Annotated in this window: 15 protein-coding genes; 12 read left to right on the top strand and 3 right to left on the bottom strand. The window is 72.5% G+C overall.

The genetic code is table 11. From position 1 onward, the window contains the following. Nucleotides 1-422 precede the first annotated feature (422 nt). The 4 genes from OIC96_RS15635 to OIC96_RS15620 all read left to right on the top strand — a co-directional run bounded on the left by OIC96_RS15635 (nucleotide 423) and on the right by OIC96_RS15620 (nucleotide 3952). Nucleotides 423-1646 (top strand): NAD(P)-dependent malic enzyme, encoded by a 1224-nt coding sequence (locus OIC96_RS15635; RefSeq protein ID WP_330307243.1) that lies wholly within the window; start codon nucleotides 423-425, stop codon nucleotides 1644-1646. 395 nt (nucleotides 1647-2041) lie between these two features. Further along, nucleotides 2042-3007: a zinc-binding dehydrogenase gene (locus tag OIC96_RS15630; RefSeq protein WP_330307244.1), complete on the top strand. Its 966-nt coding sequence runs from the start codon at nucleotides 2042-2044 to the stop codon at nucleotides 3005-3007. Nucleotides 3008-3173: 166 nt separating this feature from the next. Beyond that, nucleotides 3174-3383, top strand: coding sequence for a helix-turn-helix domain-containing protein (locus tag OIC96_RS15625; protein ID WP_121405930.1), 210 nt, complete (start codon nucleotides 3174-3176; stop codon nucleotides 3381-3383). Further along, nucleotides 3383-3952: a Clp protease N-terminal domain-containing protein gene (locus tag OIC96_RS15620; protein WP_330307245.1), complete on the top strand. Its 570-nt coding sequence runs from the start codon at nucleotides 3383-3385 to the stop codon at nucleotides 3950-3952. The genes OIC96_RS15625 and OIC96_RS15620 overlap by 1 nt, the downstream gene beginning before the upstream one ends. Nucleotides 3953-4165: 213 nt before the next feature. Here OIC96_RS15620 and OIC96_RS15615 read toward each other — a convergent pair whose 3' ends face one another. Further along, a complete protein-coding gene (locus tag OIC96_RS15615; RefSeq protein ID WP_330307246.1) occupies nucleotides 4166-5257 on the bottom strand; it encodes a PadR family transcriptional regulator in 1092 nt (363 codons plus the stop codon). Nucleotide 5258: 1 nt separating this feature from the next. After that, the gene (locus OIC96_RS15610) at nucleotides 5259-6218 is read right to left on the bottom strand and encodes a DUF4097 family beta strand repeat-containing protein (protein WP_330310286.1); all 960 of its coding nucleotides are present in this window, start codon (nucleotides 6216-6218) and stop codon (nucleotides 5259-5261) included. Nucleotides 6219-6383: 165 nt separating this feature from the next. On the opposite strand from OIC96_RS15610, the gene OIC96_RS15605 reads away from it, so the two are divergent. Further along, on the top strand, nucleotides 6384-7223 hold the full coding sequence (locus tag OIC96_RS15605) for a hypothetical protein (RefSeq protein WP_330307247.1): 840 nt from the start codon (nucleotides 6384-6386) through the stop codon (nucleotides 7221-7223). 180 nt (nucleotides 7224-7403) lie between these two features. Here OIC96_RS15605 and OIC96_RS15600 read toward each other — a convergent pair whose 3' ends face one another. Next, nucleotides 7404-7589 (bottom strand): DUF6104 family protein, encoded by a 186-nt coding sequence (locus OIC96_RS15600; RefSeq protein ID WP_030207192.1) that lies wholly within the window; start codon nucleotides 7587-7589, stop codon nucleotides 7404-7406. Between the two features lie 154 nt (nucleotides 7590-7743). On the opposite strand from OIC96_RS15600, the gene OIC96_RS15595 reads away from it, so the two are divergent. The 7 genes from OIC96_RS15595 to OIC96_RS15565 all read left to right on the top strand — a co-directional run bounded on the left by OIC96_RS15595 (nucleotide 7744) and on the right by OIC96_RS15565 (nucleotide 18289). Next, complete coding sequence (locus tag OIC96_RS15595) at nucleotides 7744-8199, top strand: CU044_2847 family protein (protein ID WP_330307248.1); 456 nt, start codon at nucleotides 7744-7746, stop codon at nucleotides 8197-8199. Further along, a complete protein-coding gene (locus OIC96_RS15590; RefSeq protein ID WP_330307249.1) occupies nucleotides 8196-10463 on the top strand; it encodes a VMAP-C domain-containing protein in 2268 nt (755 codons plus the stop codon). Before OIC96_RS15595 ends, OIC96_RS15590 begins: the two co-directional genes overlap by 4 nt. A 157-nt stretch (nucleotides 10464-10620) precedes the next feature. Next, complete coding sequence (locus OIC96_RS15585) at nucleotides 10621-11649, top strand: AAA family ATPase (RefSeq protein WP_330307250.1); 1029 nt, start codon at nucleotides 10621-10623, stop codon at nucleotides 11647-11649. Nucleotides 11650-11656: 7 nt separating this feature from the next. Further along, nucleotides 11657-15103 carry an SAV_2336 N-terminal domain-related protein gene (locus OIC96_RS15580; RefSeq protein WP_330307251.1) on the top strand — a complete coding sequence of 1149 codons (3447 nt, stop codon included), beginning with the start codon at nucleotides 11657-11659 and terminating at the stop codon, nucleotides 15101-15103. A gap of 51 nt (nucleotides 15104-15154) precedes the next feature. Continuing rightward, a complete protein-coding gene (gene fxsA / locus OIC96_RS15575; protein WP_330307252.1) occupies nucleotides 15155-15340 on the top strand; it encodes an FxSxx-COOH cyclophane-containing RiPP peptide in 186 nt (61 codons plus the stop codon). Nucleotides 15341-15605: 265 nt separating this feature from the next. Continuing rightward, complete coding sequence (locus tag OIC96_RS15570) at nucleotides 15606-16763, top strand: FxsB family cyclophane-forming radical SAM/SPASM peptide maturase (RefSeq protein ID WP_330310287.1); 1158 nt, start codon at nucleotides 15606-15608, stop codon at nucleotides 16761-16763. After that, on the top strand, nucleotides 16763-18289 hold the full coding sequence (locus OIC96_RS15565; RefSeq protein WP_406502283.1) for an aKG-HExxH-type peptide beta-hydroxylase: 1527 nt from the start codon (nucleotides 16763-16765) through the stop codon (nucleotides 18287-18289). The genes OIC96_RS15570 and OIC96_RS15565 overlap by 1 nt, the downstream gene beginning before the upstream one ends. Nucleotides 18290-18344: the final 55 nt, after the last annotated feature.

Here is an 18344-nt window from a genome sequence, read left to right as displayed (position 1 = left end):
CTCGCTATGTCAAAATCGGATAACGGGTGACCCCCGAACCGCTACCAGCCGGTACATCAAGGCCGGACCTTATGCGGGAATCCTTCTTTCCGGCCGGAAGATCTTCGGCGCATCTCAGGATGCGAGCGGCCGCTACTCCGCACCTGCGGCGACATGTGGGCAAGTCATGGACTTGTCCACATATTCGGCTATGAGTCATGTCACCGGCGTGTGACCTTGGCGTTATGGACTCGTCGTCGGCACCATCCGTCCGGTAAGAAGGTTCTTTACACCCCTCATCCGGGGCTCAGGGCGCGTGTGCGGCGCGCCCGTCGCGCAAACGCCCGTACGCAACCACGGCGGCTGGGCTTGCGCGGTGCCCGCCCACCCCTCAACCAGGAGTGGTCACCCTCAAACATTAAAGACTTAAGGGGTAAAACAAAGTGGCAGCGGAGATCGTCAATCCTCGCAGCGACAGCAGTACGGATCAGGAAGGCGGGGCCGAGCCCCTCGATTCCTTCGATCCGGCATTCGCGCTGCACCGCGGCGGCAAGATGGCCGTGCAGGCCACCGTGCCCGTCCGCGACAAGGACGACCTGTCCCTGGCGTACACGCCCGGCGTCGCGAAGGTGTGCAGCGCGATCGCCGAGCAGCCGGAGCTCGTCCACGACTACACGTGGAAGTCGTCCGTCGTGGCTGTGGTCACGGACGGAACGGCTGTTCTCGGCCTGGGGGACATCGGTCCCGAGGCCTCCCTTCCGGTCATGGAAGGCAAGGCCATCCTGTTCAAGCAGTTCGGCGGAGTCGACGCGGTGCCGATCGCGCTCGCCTGCACGGGCGTCGACGAGATCGTCGAGACCGTGGTCCGGCTGGCGCCCTCGTTCGGGGGCGTGAACCTGGAGGACATCTCGGCACCGCGGTGCTTCGAGATCGAGCGGAAGCTCCAGGAGCGCCTGGACATTCCCGTCTTCCACGACGACCAGCACGGGACCGCGGTCGTCACGCTGGCGGCCCTGCGGAACGCCGCGAAGCTGACCGGGCGGTCGCTGGGCGACCTGCGCGCGGTCATCTCCGGCGCGGGTGCGGCCGGCGTCGCCATCGCCAAGTTCCTGCTGGAGGCGGGGCTCGGGGATGTCGCCGTCGCGGACCGCAAGGGCATCGTGTCCAAGGACCGGGACGACCTGACGGACGTCAAGCGGGAGCTGGCCGAGATCACCAACAAGGCGGGGCTCTCGGGCTCGCTGGAGTCGGCCCTCGCCGGCGCCGACGTCTTCATCGGGGTCTCCGGCGGTACGGTGCCGGAGCCGGCGGTGGCTTCCATGGCGGAGGGTGCCTTCGTCTTCGCGATGGCCAACCCGAATCCCGAGGTGCATCCCGACGTCGCCCACAAGTACGCGGCTGTCGTCGCGACCGGGCGGTCGGACTTCCCGAACCAGATCAACAACGTGCTGGCGTTCCCCGGGATCTTCGCGGGGGCGCTGCAGGTTCGGGCCTCTCGGATCACTGAGGGGATGAAGATCGCGGCGGCTGAGGCGTTGGCCGCGGTGGTCGGGGACGACCTTGCCGCGGACTATGTGATTCCTTCGCCGTTCGATGAGCGGGTGGCGCCGGCGGTTACTGCGGCGGTGGCTGCGGCTGCTCGGGCCGAGGGTGTCGCCCGACGCTGACGCGGTGTCTCTTGTGGCCCCGCCGGGATCGCTCCCGGCGGGGCCATTTTTTGCTTTTCGGGGGCGTCCGGGTGGGTGGTTTTTCGCCCCCGCCGCCCCTACCCGTCCCATCCCCAGGGGCTCTGCCCCTTCGACCCCGTGGGGTTGTGTGTCGGGTGCGGGTGGGTGGGGGCTGGTGCAAAAGATTGCGCAGTTCCCCGCGCCCCTTAGGGCGTCTGGGGCGGGCCGGCGGTTGTTTAGGGGCGCGGGGAACTGCGCGAGCAATCCCCACCGGCCCGCAGACGACGAACCATCCCCGTCTTTGGGGGGTCTGGGGGCGTAGCCCCCAGGGGCGGGACGTGTGTCACAGGGCGACCTGGTTCCGTCGGGCGGGGGCGGAGTTTATCGTCGGGATCATGTTCGCTGCCTATGCCGCCCGAATCGACCGTGACCAGCCGCTGAACGGCCTGGAGTTGGGGGAGCGTCCGGCCCCGGAGAAGAGGCCGGGCTGGACGACCGTCAAGGTACGGGCCGCCTCGCTCAACCATCATGACCTGTGGTCGCTGCGCGGAGTCGGCCTGGCCGAGGACAAGCTGCCGATGATCCTCGGCTGCGACGCCGCCGGAATCGACGAGGACGGCAACGAGGTCGTCCTGCACTCCGTCATCGGACAGACCGGCCACGGGGTCGGCCCCAAGGAACCCCGGTCCATCCTCACCGAGCGCTACCAGGGCACCTTCGCCGAGCAGGTCTCCGTACCGACGTGGAATGTGCTCCCGAAGCCGAAGGAGCTGTCCTTCGAAGAGGCCGCCTGTCTGCCCACCGCCTGGCTGACGGCGTACCGCATGCTGTTCACCAACGCGGGGGTACGGCCTGGCGACTCCGTTCTCGTGCAGGGTGCGGGAGGCGGCGTGGCCACCGCCGCGATCGCGCTCGGGAAGGCCGCCGGGCTGCGGATGTTCGCCACCAGTCGCGACGAGGCCAAGCGGAAGAGGGCCGTCGAGCTGGGGGCCGTGGAAGCGTTCGAGTCGGGCGCGCGGCTCCCGCAGCGGGTCGACGCCGTCATCGAGACGGTGGGTGCCGCCACCTGGTCGCACTCCATCAAGTCCCTGCGGCCCGGCGGCACGCTGGTCATCTCGGGTGCGACCAGCGGTGACCGGCCGTCCCATGCCGAGCTGACCCGTGTCTTCTTCCTCGAACTCAAGATCGTCGGCTCCACGATGGGCACCAAGGACGAGTTGGAGGACCTGCTGTCCTTCTGTGCCGCCACGGGTGTACGACCCGTCATCGACGAGGTGCTTCCGCTCGACCGGGCCCGTGAAGGGTTCGAACGGCTGGAGACGGGCGATCAGTTCGGGAAGATCGTGCTTACTGTCGGCTGACGGTTGTCGTTGTCGCTCAGATACTCGTCTCTCACCTGCTCGTCTTTCACTTACTCGTCTTTCGGTGCGGCGGGCTCGGGGTTCCGGGCCCGCCGTTCTTGGTTCTGCGCCGGCGCGGGTGTCAACTTTGGTTGACGTGGGCGAGGTGTCAATGTAAGTTGACAGCATGACCGAAGCGACGGATCTGGCCGAGCGCGCGGGTGATCGCGATCCGCGGGTCGGGCTGCGGGCCGTCTCCGCGCTGCGGAGGCTGCTGGAGCAGTTGGAAGCGGTGCAGGTGCGCAGTGCACGCAATCAGGGCTGGTCGTGGCAGGAGATCGCCGCGGAACTCGGAGTGAGCAGGCAGGCCGTGCACAAGAAGTACGGGAGGCAGTGATGTTCGAGCGGTTCACGAAGGATGCGCGGGCTGTGGTCGAGGGTGCGGTCGGACACTCCGAGCGGGCGGGGGCCGAGACCGTCGGGGAGGAACATCTGCTGCTCGCCCTCTTTGATCGGGAGGGCAGCCGGGGTTCGTCCGTCCTGGCCTCGCTCGGGGCGGCCGGTCGTCGGGACTCGGTGGAGCGGGACCTTGCCGAGGCGCGGCGTCGGGGTGGGCTCTCTCGTGCCGATGTGGACGCCCTCTCCGGGCTCGGTATCGATCTGGCGGAGATCGTCTCCCGGGTTGAGGAGACGCACGGGGAGGGGGCGTTGGAGTCGGGCGGAAGGAGAGGGGGTGGTCGGTGGTCTCGGCGTCGGCCCTTTGCGCCGGGGGCCAAGGATGTGCTGACGCAGGGCCTTCGGGTCGCCCTCGCGCACCGGGATCGGTTCATCGGGGATGAGCATCTGTTGATGGCGCTCACCGTGCGGGGTGGTGTTGTGGCCGAGGTGCTTGCCGATCACGGGGTTACGTATGCGGCGGTGACGCGGGTGTTGTACGGCGACGGGGGTGTGGCCAAGGCGGGGTGAGTTTCAGGGTGGGTGCGGCCCAGGGTTCTCGCCCCCGCCGCCCCTACCCGTCCCATCCTTCTGGGGCTCCGCCCCAGACCCCGTTCGGTTGTGTGTCGGGTGCGGGTGGGTGGGGGTTGCTCGCGCAGTTCCCCGCGCTCCTTAAGGGGCGCGGGGAACTGCGCGACCAGCCCTCACCGGCCTGCGGTCGACGAACCACCCCCGGGGGCGAACTCAGTCCCGGGCGGAGCCGCTGCGCAGTGCCGCGCCGATGTGTGCCGCCGCTGTCGACAAGTGGCGGCGGGTTTCGCGTAGTTGGTCTTCCGTTACGCCGTGGTCGCGGGCCGCGTCGCGGATGTCGTCGCGGAAGCGGTCCAGGAGGCGGTCGAGGTCGCGGGCGGGGTTGCCGGTGGAGTCCTCGTGGGCCCAGGAGGGTTCGTAGTCGGCGGGGAAGTCCTCGGGGGTGACCGTGTACTCCGGGTCCGTGGCCGAACCGGCTGCCGTGGCGGTGCGGCCGAAGCCGAAGTCCTTGCCGAAGTCCTTGCCCAGGTCCTTTCCGAAGTTCTTTCCGAAGTCGCCGAATTCCTTGGCCAGTTCGGTCAGTCCCTCGCGCACGCCCGTCGGCCAGTCGCCTCGGGCGAAGTGGTCCTGGACCTGGTCCTGGACCCGCTTGGCCATGCGCTGCATTTCCTCCTGGGCCTGGGCGCGGGCCTTCTCCTGCGCCTCCTTGGCCTGGCGGCGGGCGCGCTGGGCCTCGTCGCGGGCGCGGCGGCTCTCGTCCTTCGCGCGGCGGGCCTGTTCCTTCCACTCCTGCCGGACGCGCCGCATCTCCTCCTTCGCCGCCCGCCACGACTCCTTGTCGCGATAGTCCTCGAAGCCGCCGAACTCGCCCGGGGCGGCTTCGTGTTCCTTCGCCCCGGCACCGCCCTTCGAGCCCCGCCGGGCCTCCGTGGCCGCGGCGCGCATCTCGCGGCGCAGGTCGCCCGCCGCGCCCCGTACGTCGGCGCGGATCTCGGCGGCGAGCTCCGACACGGATTCGCGGATCTCCAGCTCCAGATCGGCCAGTTCGCCGCTGCGGTCGGCCAGTTCGGCGCGGCCCGCGTCCGTGATCGCGTACACCTTGCGGCCGCCCTCGGTGGTGTGCGTGACGAGTCCCTCGGCCTCCAGCTTGGCCAGCCGGGGGTAGACCGTGCCCGCCGAGGGCGCGTACAGACCCTGGAAGCGCTCCTCCAGGAGCCGGATCACCTCGTACCCGTGGCGCGGCGCCTCGTCCAGCAGCTTGAGGAGGTAGAGACGCAGGCGTCCATGAGCGAAGACGGGGGGCATCTCAGAGAACCTTCCTGTCGGTCGCGCCCTCGGTGGCGGCCTCGGTCGAGTCGGCGGTCGAGTTGTCGGTCGATTCGGCCGTTGGTTCGTCGCGCGGGCTGTCGGTCGCGGCGGCTTCCTGCGGTTCGGGGTCTTCGTCGTACGGCTCGTCCTCCGCCGGTGGCCTGCGGAGGAGGGCGATGGAGCCGGAGGCGGTCATCGCCTTCAACTTGCCGTTGCCCGCGCCCAGTCGGCCGGTGATCTTCTTGGCGCCCCACTGCCCGCTGATCCGGAGGTCCTCGAAGGCGCTGGAGACGGTGCCGCTCGCGGTGTTCGCCTCCACCTCCGCGTCCGCCGGGTGGGGGAGGCGGATGGCGATCTCGCCCGAGACGTTCGACAGCTGGACGTCGGTCGGGATGCCCGTGGTGTCCAGGTCCACGATCATCGAGCCGGTCACCGACTCGGCCCGCACGGAGGAGCCCGAGCCCTCGACGACGGTCAGGTCGCCGGAGACGGAGTTGAAGCGGAGGTCGCCGGTGACGGCCTGGGCCTCCACGTTCCCGGACACCGTGTTCACCTGTACGGGACCGGCGACGCGGACGAGTGTCGTGTCGCCGGTGACGCCCTTGACGTCCACGCGTGCGTCCATCCCGGAGACCACGGCGGCGGCGCCGACCACGCCGACCTCGACCCGGGTGCCGGTGGGAACGGCCAGGGAGACCACCGCGGAACGGCGCCAGCCCTTGCGGTCGAGCCACTTGAGGAAGCCCTTCCAGGGCAGGTCCTCATACGCCACCGTGAGGGTGCCGTCCTTCTGGGTCACCTGGAGCGGCGGGCCCTCCAGATCGGACACTTCCAGCCGGGCGGAACCTTCGTCGGTGCCCACGATGTTCACAGTTCCATTGACGACACGTACGTGCAGCGCCGTCACGGGGTCGTCGAAGGTGAGCTTTTTCGGCTCTGCGACGGACCACTCGGACATGGTGCAGACCTCCTCGACCGGGCCGGACCCCCACGTGAGCCCGAACTCGACGCGCCATATCGCGTCTTCCATCAATCACGATATATCGCGGATGCGGAAAGTCAAGACACCCGTTCTGGGGATCATGGGGGGATTGCAGTGGGCAAATCGTCCTAAAGTGTGACTATGTCGACTGCCTCGGGCGAGCCCTCCGACGACCTCCCGGCCAAGGCCCCCGGCGCCCTGCTCCTGTGCCGGGCGCACCCCGAGTCCGTCGGTCCCGCCGCCCAGCTGCTGCGCGAGCGGATGCTGCTCGCCGGGGCCGGTCCCGAGTGGAGCGTGCTGGTTCCCGAGGGCAAGCCCTGGCAGCACGGCGTGGAGCCCGTCGACCGCGTGCTCACCGGCTGGGCAGGCGCCCTCGCCGTCAGTGCCCCCTGGCCCGTACTCGCCCTCTGGTGGGACCCCGATCGCAGTGGCTTCACTCTCGCCTCGGGGTTCCGGCGCACCGTCGGCTACGAATGGCTGGCGAACGGTACCCCCGTAGGCGAGGACGAGGCGATGCGCACCTTCGCCGCGCGGCTCGGTCTCGATCCCGTGCTCGACATGCAGTCCCTGGAGCAGTTGACGAAGGCCGACCCCGGTGCCGACTCGCGGGCGCGGCTGCGGGGGTTGATCGCTGTCCTCACGCGCGCGGGGGTAATGCTTCCGGCCGGGCTCAGTCCCGGTGAGTCCGCCGACCGGCTTCGTGAGGTGGCGCGGATTCAGCCGGGTGCCGAGCAGGTCGAGTGGACGGGGTGGCGGGCTGCCGTCCGTGCGGAGCTCGATGTCGTGGAGGGCAGTGCGGTGGGGGTCTGGGTGCGTGGGTCGAGGGCTGGTGTTCTTGCCACGGTGGAGCTGGCCGCCGGGGTTCCGCTTGCCGTGTGGGGTGTGCGGCGGCGCAGTGGTGGGTGGATCGCTGCCGGGGTGCTGCTGGTGATCCACGGTGCGCTCGGGGTCGCGTACGACCGGCTGCGCGCCTTCGATTGACGCCCCCGCCGCCCCTACCCGTCCCATCCTTCTGGGGCTCCGCCCCAGACCCCGTGGCCGGTTCTTTGGCTGCGGGAGGGTGGGGGCCGGCCCTAAAGATTGCGCAGTTCCCCGCGCCCCTAAAAGGTGGGGGCTGGTCCTAAAGATTGCGCAGTTCCCCGCGCCCCCGAAGGGCTCGGGCTACTCCTCGTCGTCCTCGTCGTCGTCCAGGCGGGCCAGCCACGTCGCCAGTCGCTCCACCGGCACCTCGAAGTCCGGGTTGAGGTCGACAAACGTACGCAGCTGCTCGGCGAGCCACTCGAAGGTGACCTCTTCCTCGCCGCGCCGCTTCTCCAGTTCCTCGATGCCACGGTCGGTGAAGTACATGGATGGTGCTCCGTCGGTGAAAGTGAAGTGGAACGCTGGGGAAAAGGATAAGTGGGGGCGCGGGGTGCGCGGAGGTCCTCTGTCGTGGGCGCCCCCCTGCGGCTAGCCTGCAAGGCCGGCGGGACCACGGGGGCGTGGGGGAACGGGGGATGTCATGGGTGACGCGGTGACCCGGATCGCACGGATCGAGATGCCGGACGGGACGCCGGTGTGGGCGCGGATCTCGGGGGCCGACGAGCTGGAGGGCTCCGGCGGGCTGTCGTTCACGGACACCGGGTTCGGGGAGCGGGTCGAGGCGCAGGTCGAGAGCCTGCAGTCGGTGATCACGAGTGTCGCGCGCTCGTTGGCCGCGCCGTTGCGCGCCGTGCGGCCCGACGAGGTGAGTGTCGAGTTCGGGATCGAACTGACGGCCAAGGCGGGCAAGGTGGTCGGCCTCCTCGCCGATGGTGAGGCCAAGGCCGGTATCACCGTCACGCTCACCTGGAACGGCGGGCCACCGGACCTCGACCCTCCCGAGAGCGCCGCGCAGCCGGATCCGGCGCCCGGCGCGCAGACCGGCGCCCCGGCGCACGGCGGCTCCGGTGACGCCTCCGTCGGGGGCGGGGCATGACAGAGGGGTACGCCCGGGGCGCACCGGGCGGCCCGCAGAACGCTCACCGTGCGCTGAGTGATCTCGTCAGGGCGGCGACCGTACGCATCCATCGCTCGGGGGCCGGGTATGCCCTGGACGAGCCCGGCACGTTCCTCGGGAGTGGGTTTTTCGTCGCCCCCAACTGGGTTCTGACCTGCGCGCATGTGGCACTGAGCGGGGAGGGGGGCGAGGTGACCGTGGTCTACGAGACGGGTCAGGGCCGCGGTACATCCGCTGTCGCGGCCGAGGTCGCGACCGTCCTCCCGGAGCACGTCGAGCGGGCCGTACGGGGCAGCTGGCCCGCCCCCGACCTGGCGCTCGTGAGGCTGCGCGAGCCCGTGGTCCACGACTGCGCCTATGTCACCGAGCGCCCGGCGGCGTACTACGGAGAGGCGGTCGTCTTCTACTCCGGCTGGTCCGTGGTCGGCGGCGAGCTGCGCCGGCTGACCGGGACCTGCACGGTCCAGGGCACCCTCGGCTCGTCGGACGACGAGCAGATCCGGCTGGGCGGCGACGTACTGCCGCCCGGCGTCTCGGGCGGCCCGGTGGTCGATCCCGTACGCGGGGAGGTCGTCGGCGTCCTGAAATCGCAGGTGGACAGGGGGATCGGCGGTACGTGCACGGGGGTGGAGCAGTTACGTGCCCTGCCGGTGCCGGCCAGTGCGGTGCGGGCCGAGCACGACGACAGCTACCAGGCCGTCTTCCACGGCCACGACCGCTACCACCGGGACCGGCAGCGCCATCCCGACACCACCCGCAGCACCTGGACGGACGTCCAGAGTCAGCTCGGCGCGCGGCCCGGACGCGCCCTCAGTCCGGAGGAGCGGACCCAGCTGCTCGGCAGGCTCGCCGACCTTCCGCCACCTGTCAGCACGCGCGTTCTGCTCGACATCCTCGAACTGCTCCTCGGCGGCCCGGCCGCGATCCGGCATCCCGCGCCGCGCGGCTGGCGTGACGGTCTGGGCGCGCTGTACGAGAGCTCGCACCACGGCGCCATGCTGGACCTCGTCCTCGCCTACACGATGCTGGTCCTGTCCGCCGACCGCCCCTTCGGCACCCCGGGTACCCGGGGTGCCGAGCAGGCGTTGTGGCAGTGGGTGCGGAACGCGGCGGAGGGCATCGACCCCACCCACCGCGGCCGCTTCGCGCAGCAGTGGACGGACCTGCTCCGGCGGCGGCAGGACCCCGGCACCCCGCCCGTGGAAGCTCCGGGGGAGGACGGGCCGGACCCCGCTGCGGTGACAGCCTCCGGGGCGCCGTCGGCCCCGGCCGCGCCGGCCGGGTCGCCGACGGGAACACCGGTCACCCCGTCAGGTTCCGGACAGGTCTCGGTGGCGACCCTGAGTTCCCTGGTGCGTATGAGGCTCCGGCAGGCGCACGGCCCCGACCGCGGGCCCGGCCCGTCCGCCTTGATCGAACTCGCCCAGCGGGGCTGGGAGCCGGACCGCTGCGACTGGCGGGTCTGCGTGGTACGGCCCGACGGAGATGTCGAACGCCTCCACGAGGCCGAGCGCACGCCTCTGGCCGAGCTGCCCGGCCCGCTGGCCGCCCCCCTGGCGGAGGCGTTCCGCCGTTGCGATCAGCCAGGACGGCCCGCCGCCCTCCAGGTCGCGCTGCTCCATCCGCTGCTCGGACTGGCGGTGGACGACTGGCGGTTGGGCCCGGGCGAGCCTCCGATCGGCGTGCAGCGCCCCGTCTATGTGCGCTTCGCCGGCCGTGAACAGCCCTTCGAGCAGGACGAGTTCTGGCCGTTCGGCGCGGAGCGGCCCCCGGCCGAGGCGGAGTCCCAGGAGCGGGTGGCCCGCTGGAAGTGGATTCACGAGCACGAGGCCAAGGCCGAAGTCCTGGACTGCGACGACGGATTGCGGATACCGGTCCCGCTCGTGGAGGTGCTGCGGGGACTGCCCTACAAGACGGTCCCGGTGCTCTGCCGCCATGGCGACGACCGCTTCGAGGACGACCCGATGGCGCTCGTGCGGATCGTGCACGGCGGCTACGGCGTCGCCCTGTGGCGGCGTTGGCACGGCCGGCCCGAGGCTGTGTGCGGGGAGTTCCACCGGCAGGTGGGCGACACCGTGGCGGGCCCGGGCAACGTGGTGCGGCTTCCCGAGCTCGTCCACGCGTTGAGGGCGGGGCTGCACGAGGGCCGGACGGAGGCGTTCTGGGCCGATGGAATCGCCCTGCTCTACGACGATCCGGGCCGGCCGCTGCCCGGTACCGGGGACCTGTTGGAGGCGCCATGACCGGATCGGCCGGCGATCTGCCGTACAGCGCGCGTGCGACGCCCAAGTGGCCCGTTATGAGCCCGTCTTGGGACCTTACGAGGCCCCCCGAGGATCGATACCGTGATGCAGGTTCGGACGGCTGCCGTGGTGGACGAGTGACGACGAGGACTGGGCAATGACCGAATCCAGCGAGTGGCTCATCTACCGAGGTGCCGGTGAACCCCACGACGGCATAGACCGCCTCCCGGCCCCGCCCCCCTGGCGCGACTTCGCGAGCCGGGACGCGGCCGGGAGGGGCGCGGACGGTTCCCAGGACCGGCGGCTGGGCGCGCACCGGCACCTGGCCGAACTGCACCGGCCGGGCGCCGAGGAACTGGAGATGATCAACGCGGCGCTCTATCTGCGCCGGCCCCTGCTCGTCACCGGCAGCCCGGGTGCGGGCAAGAGCACGCTCGCGCACTCGGTGGCGTACGAACTGGGTCTGGGCAACGTACTGCGCTGGCCGATCGTCAGCCGGTCCACGCTCCAGGACGGGCTGTACCACTACGACGCGATCGCCCGGCTCCAGGACGTGCAGATCGCCGCGCCGCAGGGCACCGATCCCGCCACTCCCGGGGCCCCCGGCTCCGTCGAGGGCATCGGCAGCTACATCCGGCTCGGCCCCCTCGGCACCGCGCTGCTGCCGTCCGACACCCCGCGCGTACTGCTCATCGACGAGCTGGACAAGAGCGATATCGACCTGCCGAACGACCTGCTCAACGTGCTGGAGGAGGGAGAGTTCGCCATCCCCGAGCTGGAGCGCGTCGCCGACCGGCTGCCCGGCGGTGTGGCCGAGGTGCTCACCGCCGACGGCACCAAGGCGCGGGTGCGCGACGGCCGGGTGCGCTGCCGCGCCTTCCCGTTCGTGGTGCTCACCAGCAACGGGGAGCGCGACTTCCCGGCTCCGCTGATGCGCCGCTGCATCCACCTGGAACTGGCGCGCCCCGACCACAATCGGCTCGCCACCTTCGTACGCGCTCATCTCGGTGATGAGGCCGCGCGGGCCGGAGACGATCTCATCACCCGCTTCCTGGAGCGCTCGCGCAGTGAACTGGTCGCCGCGGACCAGCTGTTGAACGCCATCTACCTCACCGACGCGGCCGCCCCGCCCAGTCGCGACCGTCTCGCGGACCTCCTCATCCAGCGACTCGACCGCCCGAGGTGACGCGCTGATGCCTGACGCCGCGGCGCGCCACGGGCCCGACCCCGATCCCGGTCCCGATCCCGTCGAACCCTCCGGCAGCCATCCGACAGCTTCCGGCGGAGACCGGACACGTTCCGGCGGTGACCGGATCCGTTCCGGCGGCGACCCGATCGCCGAACTCATCGCCGGGATGCGGCAGATCGGGCTCGACCCGGACGCCGAGCAGCTCTGCGACACCCTCTGGCTGGCCCGCTGGGCGCGCCCGACGGACGCCGTCGAGGGCGAGGAGGCGGGGCGGGGGAGCACGCCGCCGTCCGGAGCGCCGGTGACCGGACGTGACCTGGTTCCCGAGCGTCCGGCCCCGCGGGGTGCCGCTCCGGTGCCGCCCGGCGACCGGCCCGAGCCGCCGCAGCGGGACGGGGCGGCGGACCGGCGTGTGGCGCTGTACCCGGTGCCGCGGGACGGCGCGCCGCGCGGCCACGGGCAGGGCCGGGTGACGGTGCTGCCGATCGGGGTGCCCGCCGCGCCCGCGTTCCCCGCCCCGCTCGAACTCCAGCGCGCCTTACGGCCGTTGCAGGGGTATCGGACCGGCGCCCCGCCCCTGCGCACGACCCTCGACGAGACGGCGACCGCGGAGCTGAGTGCCCGGGCGGGCGGTCTGGTCCTGCCGGTGTTCCGCGGGGTGACCCGGGCCGACGCGGCGCTCCAGCTGGTGATGGACGCCTCCTCGTCCATGCGGGTGTGGGACCGGATGTTCGCCGAACTGGAGCAGGTCTTCGGCCAGTTGGGCGCCTTCTGGGACATCGAGGTCAGCCATCTGCACCAGGCCCCGGACGGCGAGCCCGCCGTCAGCCGCAGCCCAGAGCCGCGCGCGGCCCCGCTGCACTCCGCCGACCGGCTGAGCGACCCCACCGGCCGCCGGATCACCCTCCTCGTCAGCGACTGCGCGGGCCCCCTGTGGCACAGCGGCCACGCCCACCGGCTGCTGTACCACCTGTCCCGGCAGGGCCCCGCCGCCGTGATCCAGCCGCTGCCGCAGCGCATGTGGAACCGCACCCGACTGCCCGTGTCGTACGGCGAGCTGACGCGCGGCGAGGCCCTCGCGGGCGCGGCCACGCTGAAGGTCCGGCTGCCGGCCGGCACCCCGCCGGAGGCGCACGCGGGTGCGCTTCCCGTGCCCGTCCTGCCTCCCGAGCCCGCCGCGCTCGGCGCCTGGGCGCGGCTGCTGTCCGGGGCGGGCGCCGGGCCCGTGGCCGGTGCGGTCGGCTGGGTGCGCCACAACCATCCGCCCGCCCCGGCCGCCCGCCCCGGGCGCCGGCTGTCCGCGCTCGAACTGGTCAGCCGGTTCCGTTCCAACGCCTCCAAGACGGCGGGACGCCTGGCCGGCTATCTGGCGGCGGCGCCCCTCAGCCTCCCCGTGATGCAGCTCGTCCAGCGCACCATGCTGCCCGACTCCGGACCTTCCGAACTGGCCGAGGTCCTGCTCAGCGGCCTGGTCTCGCGCGCCAAGGCGGAGGACTACGGGGCGGACGGCGCCCAGTGGTACGAGTTCGCGCCCGGCGTGCAGGAGGCCCTCCTGTCGCCGCTGGGCCGTGACGAGGCCATGCTGGTGCTCAAGCATTGCTCGGAGTACATCGAGTACCGCTTCGGCAAGGGCGGCCCCAACTTCCCGGCCCTGGCGCTCGCCCAGCTCGGCGACGGCGGCTCGGGGCGGCCGTACGCGCCCGGTGCCGCATACCCGGGCGAGAACGGCGACAACGGCGGGGCCACGCTGGTCCCGCAGCCCTTCGCCGAGGTCGCCGTGCGGGTCCTGGAGCGCTTCATGCCGCTGCCGGAACAGTTCGCGCTGGTCGCCGGCCGGGGGCGCGACGACCCGCCCGACGAGCGGCCGACCCACGCGGCGGTGATCCGGGCCCGCTCCCTGGTCGGGCAGTTCGACACCGACGGCATGGTGCAGGACCTCATCGACGCCGTACAGCTGCTGCGTGGCGCGACCGAGCACGAACGGCCCGCGGGCGCCGACCCGGAGCTGTGGGCCGAGTACGCCAACTGTGTGCTGCGGCTGTGGGAGGTGCAGGGCGGCGCCGAGCTGCTGCGCGAGGCGGAGACGGCCGCCGAGCGCGCCGTCGCCCACCCCAGGGCACTGCGCGAACGAGCCGTACTGGCACGGGTGCTGCACGCCGCCGCCACCGACCGCAGGCGCCGCGGCGACCGGCGCGGCGCGCTCGACCTGCTGCAACGCGCCGACCGTGAGTACGCGGTGGCCTGCGCCGCGCCCGACCTGGACGACCGGGAGGAAGCCCTGCGGCTCACCCTGGAGCGGGTGCGGGCGCTGGAGGCACAGTGGCGGCTCGGTGGCGACAGCGCGCTGCTCCAGGGTGCGGTCGGCATGCTGGAGGCCTTCGCCGACGCCTGGCCCGACCGGCGGCAGCGCCCGCCCGAACTCCCGCTGGCCCACGGCCGCGTCCTGCTGCGCCTGTCGGGCGCCACGGCCGACCACGAACAGGCCCGGCTGTACGCCGAACAGGGTGCGCACTCCCTGCGGGCCGCCCTGGAACCCGGCTCCGGGCCGGTGCTCCCCGCGGCGGGTGAACCCTCCCGTGTCCGTATCCTCCTCGACCTCGTCGACGCGCTCCTGAAGTCGGGCGGCGCGCTGGACGACGCCCAGGCATACGTCGACGAGGCGCTGGGCCTGACGCGTGAACAGGGCCTGCGCGCCCAGCTGTTGGTGCGCGCCGGGCGTATCGGCGTGGCGCGGTACGCCGAGTCGGGCGACCCGCGCGAACTCCAGGACGCCGCCGCACGGTTCGAGCAGGCCTCCCGGGGCGTGCCCAGGGACGCCCCCGTGCACGCGGACGTCCTCGCCGAATGGGGTGAGGCGTTGCTGCGCCGGGCGGTGCCGGCCAACGGCGCCGGTTCGCGCGAGTCGCTCTCCCAGGCCATCCGGGTGCTGCGCGACTGCCGTACCGAGACCCCCGCGGGCAGCGGCGAGCTGGCGTACCGCCTGCTGCTGCTCGGCCGCGCCCTGATGCTGCGCTACCGCGCCCGGGGCGACCGGGTGGATCTGCGGGAGGCCGAGCATCTCTTCGGGCTCGCGGCGCTGGAGGCCGGTGAACCGCTGACGGCCGCGCGCTGCCGGCTGGAGCTCGGGCAGGCGCAGTTCGAGGCGTACCAGAGCCTGGGCAGGCCCGCGCGGCTCGACGAGGCGGTCGACGCCTTCCGCGCCGCGGCCGAATCGGCCCGTGCGGCCGAGGAGGAGGCGGAGACGGACCGACGGCGCCAGGAGGCCGTGGAGCTGGGTGCGCAGGCGCATCACTGGCGGGGTATGTCCTACGAGGCGGCGGCACGCCCGCGTGCCGCACGCGAGGCCTACCGGGCCGCCCGGGCCGAGTGGTCCAGGCTGCCGGACGGCGCCGTGAGCACGGGTGAGCCGACGGCCCGGCAGACGGCGCAGCGGCTGGCCGAGCTGGAGTGAGGGAGTGCCTCCCGGCGGTCGCCGGGCGGAGTGAGGGAAAAGGGGGAGGACATGAGTGCACGGGACGACGCACTGAATGCCGACATCGCCGCGGGGCGGCTGCCGGATCTGCTGGAGCTGGACCTCGCGGATCTCAGGACGGTTCAACACCCGGTGCTGACCGAGGTGCTGGAGGAGCTGCGGGAACGGGCGGGGCAGCCGAGCGAGATGCTCTGGGGGTTCAACAACTCCTTCTGAATGGGCCATCCGAAGGGTCAATTCTTCATCGCAAGACGTCAGTTCCGGTCTGACTTGTCGTTGAACCGGACAAGTTCGATCGTGCCGCGTTTGTGTCGGGCCCCCGCCCGGGAATGCCGCCCTGTACGGGCAGGGGGCCGTGGCGCGGACCGTACCGTGGGATCACGGGGCCTTACAGCATGGGGGTGCCGGAGTGTCTGAAGAGGTGACCCCGGCGACCTTCGCCACCTCCGCGACCTCCGCCACCTCCGCGACCTTCGCCGGGCTGCCCGAACATCCCCTTCCCTTTGGGCAGTTCATCGTCAAGATGCACGGCCGCTGCAACCTCGCCTGCCGCTACTGCTACCTCTACGAGGGCCCTGACCACACCTGGCGCACCCGCCCGGCCGCCGCCCCGCCCGGCGTCCTCGACCGGACCGCGACGCGGATCGGCGAGCACGCGCGCGCCCACGGCACGACGGCGCTCTCCCTCGTCCTGCACGGCGGAGAGCCCCTGCTCGCGGGCGTGGACACGCTCGCCCGCTTCACCGCTCTCGTACGCGACCGGGTTCCGGACTCCTGCACGGTCCACACCACCGTCCAGACCAACGCCACCCAGCTCACCGAGCGGCGGCTCGCCGTCCTGGCCCGGCACGGCATCCGCGTCGGCATCAGCCTGGACGGCGGCCTGCCCGCGCACAACGCGCTGCGCACCGACCGCGCCGGGCGCCCGTCCTGGCCCGCCGCCTCGCGCGGCGCGCGGCTGATCGCCGACCGCTGCCCCGAGGCGTACGCCGGGATCCTCACGGTCGTCGACCCCACGACGGACCCGGTCGAGCTGTACGAGTCCCTGCTGGCCCTGCGGCCACCGGCGATCGACCTGCTGCTGCCGCACGGCAACTGGTCGGCGCCGCCGCCGCATTGGGGCGACATGGATGTCCCGTACGGGGACTGGCTCTGTGCCGTCTTCGACCGCTGGTGGGGGGCCGGGCGGCGGGAGACGCGCGTCCGGCTCTTCGAAGCCTGCGTCGCGCTGCTGTTCGGGCTGCCCGCCGCCACCGAGTCGCTGGGCCTCGCGCCCTTCGACGCCGTGGTCGTGGAGACCGACGGGTCGATCGAGCAGGTCGACTCCCTGAAGTCCTGCTACGAGGGGGCGGCGGAGACCGGCCTCGACGTCTTCCGGAACAGCTTCGACGAGGCACTGCGCCACCCCGGTGTCGTGGCCCGGCAGACGGGCGCCGCCTCGCTGGCCGCGCGCTGCCGGACCTGCCCGCTGCTCTCCGTCTGCGGCGGCGGCCACTACGCCCACCGCTACCGGGCCGACAACGGCTTCGCCAACCCTTCCGTCTACTGCGCCGACCTCCAGCGCTTCATCCGCCATGTGGCGGACAGGCTCGCCGGGGTCGCCCCCGTCTCCGCCTCTTTCGAAGGAGGCACCCCGTGATCCTGCCGGCGGTCCCGGACCGGGCCCTGACCGAACTCGGCCGCACCGAAGGCGGCCCCCAGACCCTGGGGCTCCTCGTACGCGACCAGCACACGCGGCGGCTGCTGCTGCTCCGCGCGGTGCTCGACGAGGTGGCGGCGGCCGACCCGACGGTGTGCTCCGCCGCCGCCCGGGACCGGCTCGGGGAGGACTGGGCGCTGCTGGAGGAGGCGGACCGGATGGAGCCGCCCGTCCGCCCGGCGGCCTGGGCGGACGAGAGCGGTGCGGCACCCGCGGCCGCGTACGGCGGTTCGCCGGCACCGACGCCGCCGGCCGGCACGGGGCTCGGACCTCCGCTCTCGCCGGTCCGCGCCCTCGTCCTGCACCCCTTCGTCGGCCCCTGGGCCCGGCACTGTCTGCGCGGCCTCCGCAGGGAACCCGGGCCGCGCAGCGAGCGGGAGGCCCGCGAACTGGCCCGCGACCTCGCCCACTTCGGGGCGCTCGCCGCCGTGGCCGCCGTCCGGGCCGGAGTGTCCTTCGCCGTACGGCTGACCGCGCGCGACGGAGTGCTGACGCTGCCCTCGCTCGGCGCACTGCACACGGCCGCGCCCGGGGACGCCCCGGTCGACGTCGTGCACCGCCGGCAGAGCCTGACCTTGCGGCAGCGCGGTGCGAAGGACGTCGTCGTCCACCTGCAGAGCGGCGGCGTCGGCGCCTGGTCCGAGGCCGCCGCCTGGACACCCGCGCACGCCCTGCCCGGGCTGCTGCCCGGCTCCGGCCCCGTACCGCTGGACGACCTCGACCCGTACCGCACCGCGCGCGGCGGTCCCCGCCACCACGAGCTCAGCGGACCCGTCACCCTGGACGACGCCGAGCGCAAACGCTGGCTGCAGTCGTGGTCGGGCATCGCGTCCGTGCTCGGGCTCGGCGGCGAGCACCGCCTCACGGAGGCCGTCGTGCTGCTGCGCTGTCTGGTTCCGCTGTCCGCGCCACCCGGTTCGACGCCCGGCGGCCGGACCACCGGCAGTTGCAGCGGCACCCGGCGGGAGGCCTTCGGCGCCCTCCTCAGCAGCACCCCGGCCACGGCCACGACGTTCGCGGCCACCCTGGTGCACGAACTCCAGCACACCAAACTGGCCGCACTCAGTGACATGCTCACGCTCCATCACGCGGGCGCGGGGGCACGCTACTTCGCACCCTGGCGGCCCGACCCGCGACCGTACGACGGCCTGTTGCAGGGCGCGTACTCCCACCTCGCGCTGGCGGACTTCTTCCAGCGCAGCGCCCTCGCCACCACCCATCCGGCCCGGCGCGACGCCGCCTGGGCCCAGCACGCGCGCTACCGGGAGCAGGTCGGCGCCGTCCTGCCGAGCCTCGTCGGATCGGGCGATCTCACCGCGCAGGGGCGCCGGTTCGTCGACCAGATGGTCGCGGTGTACGAACGGCTGGCCGACCATCCCGCGCCGCGCGGACAGGCGGCGCGCGCCCAGGCGTACGTACGCGCCTCCCGCGCGCTGTGGACGCAGCGCCACGCGCCGGGCGAGTGAGACCCGCGCGCGCCCACCGGAGGCGCGACGCGCGCCCGCCGAACCCGCTGTGCGC

Origin of the sequence: Streptomyces sp. NBC_00775, from assembly GCF_036347135.1 — a bacterium.
Taxonomy (GTDB): domain Bacteria; phylum Actinomycetota; class Actinomycetes; order Streptomycetales; family Streptomycetaceae; genus Streptomyces; species Streptomyces lutosisoli.
The sequence above is the reverse complement of the archived record's forward strand: the minus strand, read 5'-3'. Positions and strand labels throughout refer to the sequence as shown.

Bases quoted from the DNA above. Each gene is read 5' to 3' on its own strand.
- OIC96_RS15630 (WP_330307244.1), top strand. From the start codon at position 2,042: ATGTTCGCTGCCTATGCCGCCCGAATCGACCGTGACCAGCCGCTGAAC.
- OIC96_RS15625 (WP_121405930.1), top strand. From the start codon at position 3,174: ATGACCGAAGCGACGGATCTGGCCGAGCGCGCGGGTGATCGCGATCCG.
- OIC96_RS15620 (WP_330307245.1), top strand. From the start codon at position 3,383: ATGTTCGAGCGGTTCACGAAGGATGCGCGGGCTGTGGTCGAGGGTGCG.
- OIC96_RS15615 (WP_330307246.1), bottom strand. From the start codon at position 5,257: ATGCCCCCCGTCTTCGCTCATGGACGCCTGCGTCTCTACCTCCTCAAG.
- OIC96_RS15610 (WP_330310286.1), bottom strand. From the start codon at position 6,218: ATGTCCGAGTGGTCCGTCGCAGAGCCGAAAAAGCTCACCTTCGACGAC.
- OIC96_RS15605 (WP_330307247.1), top strand. From the start codon at position 6,384: ATGTCGACTGCCTCGGGCGAGCCCTCCGACGACCTCCCGGCCAAGGCC.
- OIC96_RS15600 (WP_030207192.1), bottom strand. From the start codon at position 7,589: ATGTACTTCACCGACCGTGGCATCGAGGAACTGGAGAAGCGGCGCGGC.
- OIC96_RS15595 (WP_330307248.1), top strand. From the start codon at position 7,744: ATGGGTGACGCGGTGACCCGGATCGCACGGATCGAGATGCCGGACGGG.
- OIC96_RS15590 (WP_330307249.1), top strand. From the start codon at position 8,196: ATGACAGAGGGGTACGCCCGGGGCGCACCGGGCGGCCCGCAGAACGCT.
- OIC96_RS15585 (WP_330307250.1), top strand. From the start codon at position 10,621: ATGACCGAATCCAGCGAGTGGCTCATCTACCGAGGTGCCGGTGAACCC.
- OIC96_RS15580 (WP_330307251.1), top strand. From the start codon at position 11,657: ATGCCTGACGCCGCGGCGCGCCACGGGCCCGACCCCGATCCCGGTCCC.
- fxsA (WP_330307252.1), top strand. From the start codon at position 15,155: ATGAGTGCACGGGACGACGCACTGAATGCCGACATCGCCGCGGGGCGG.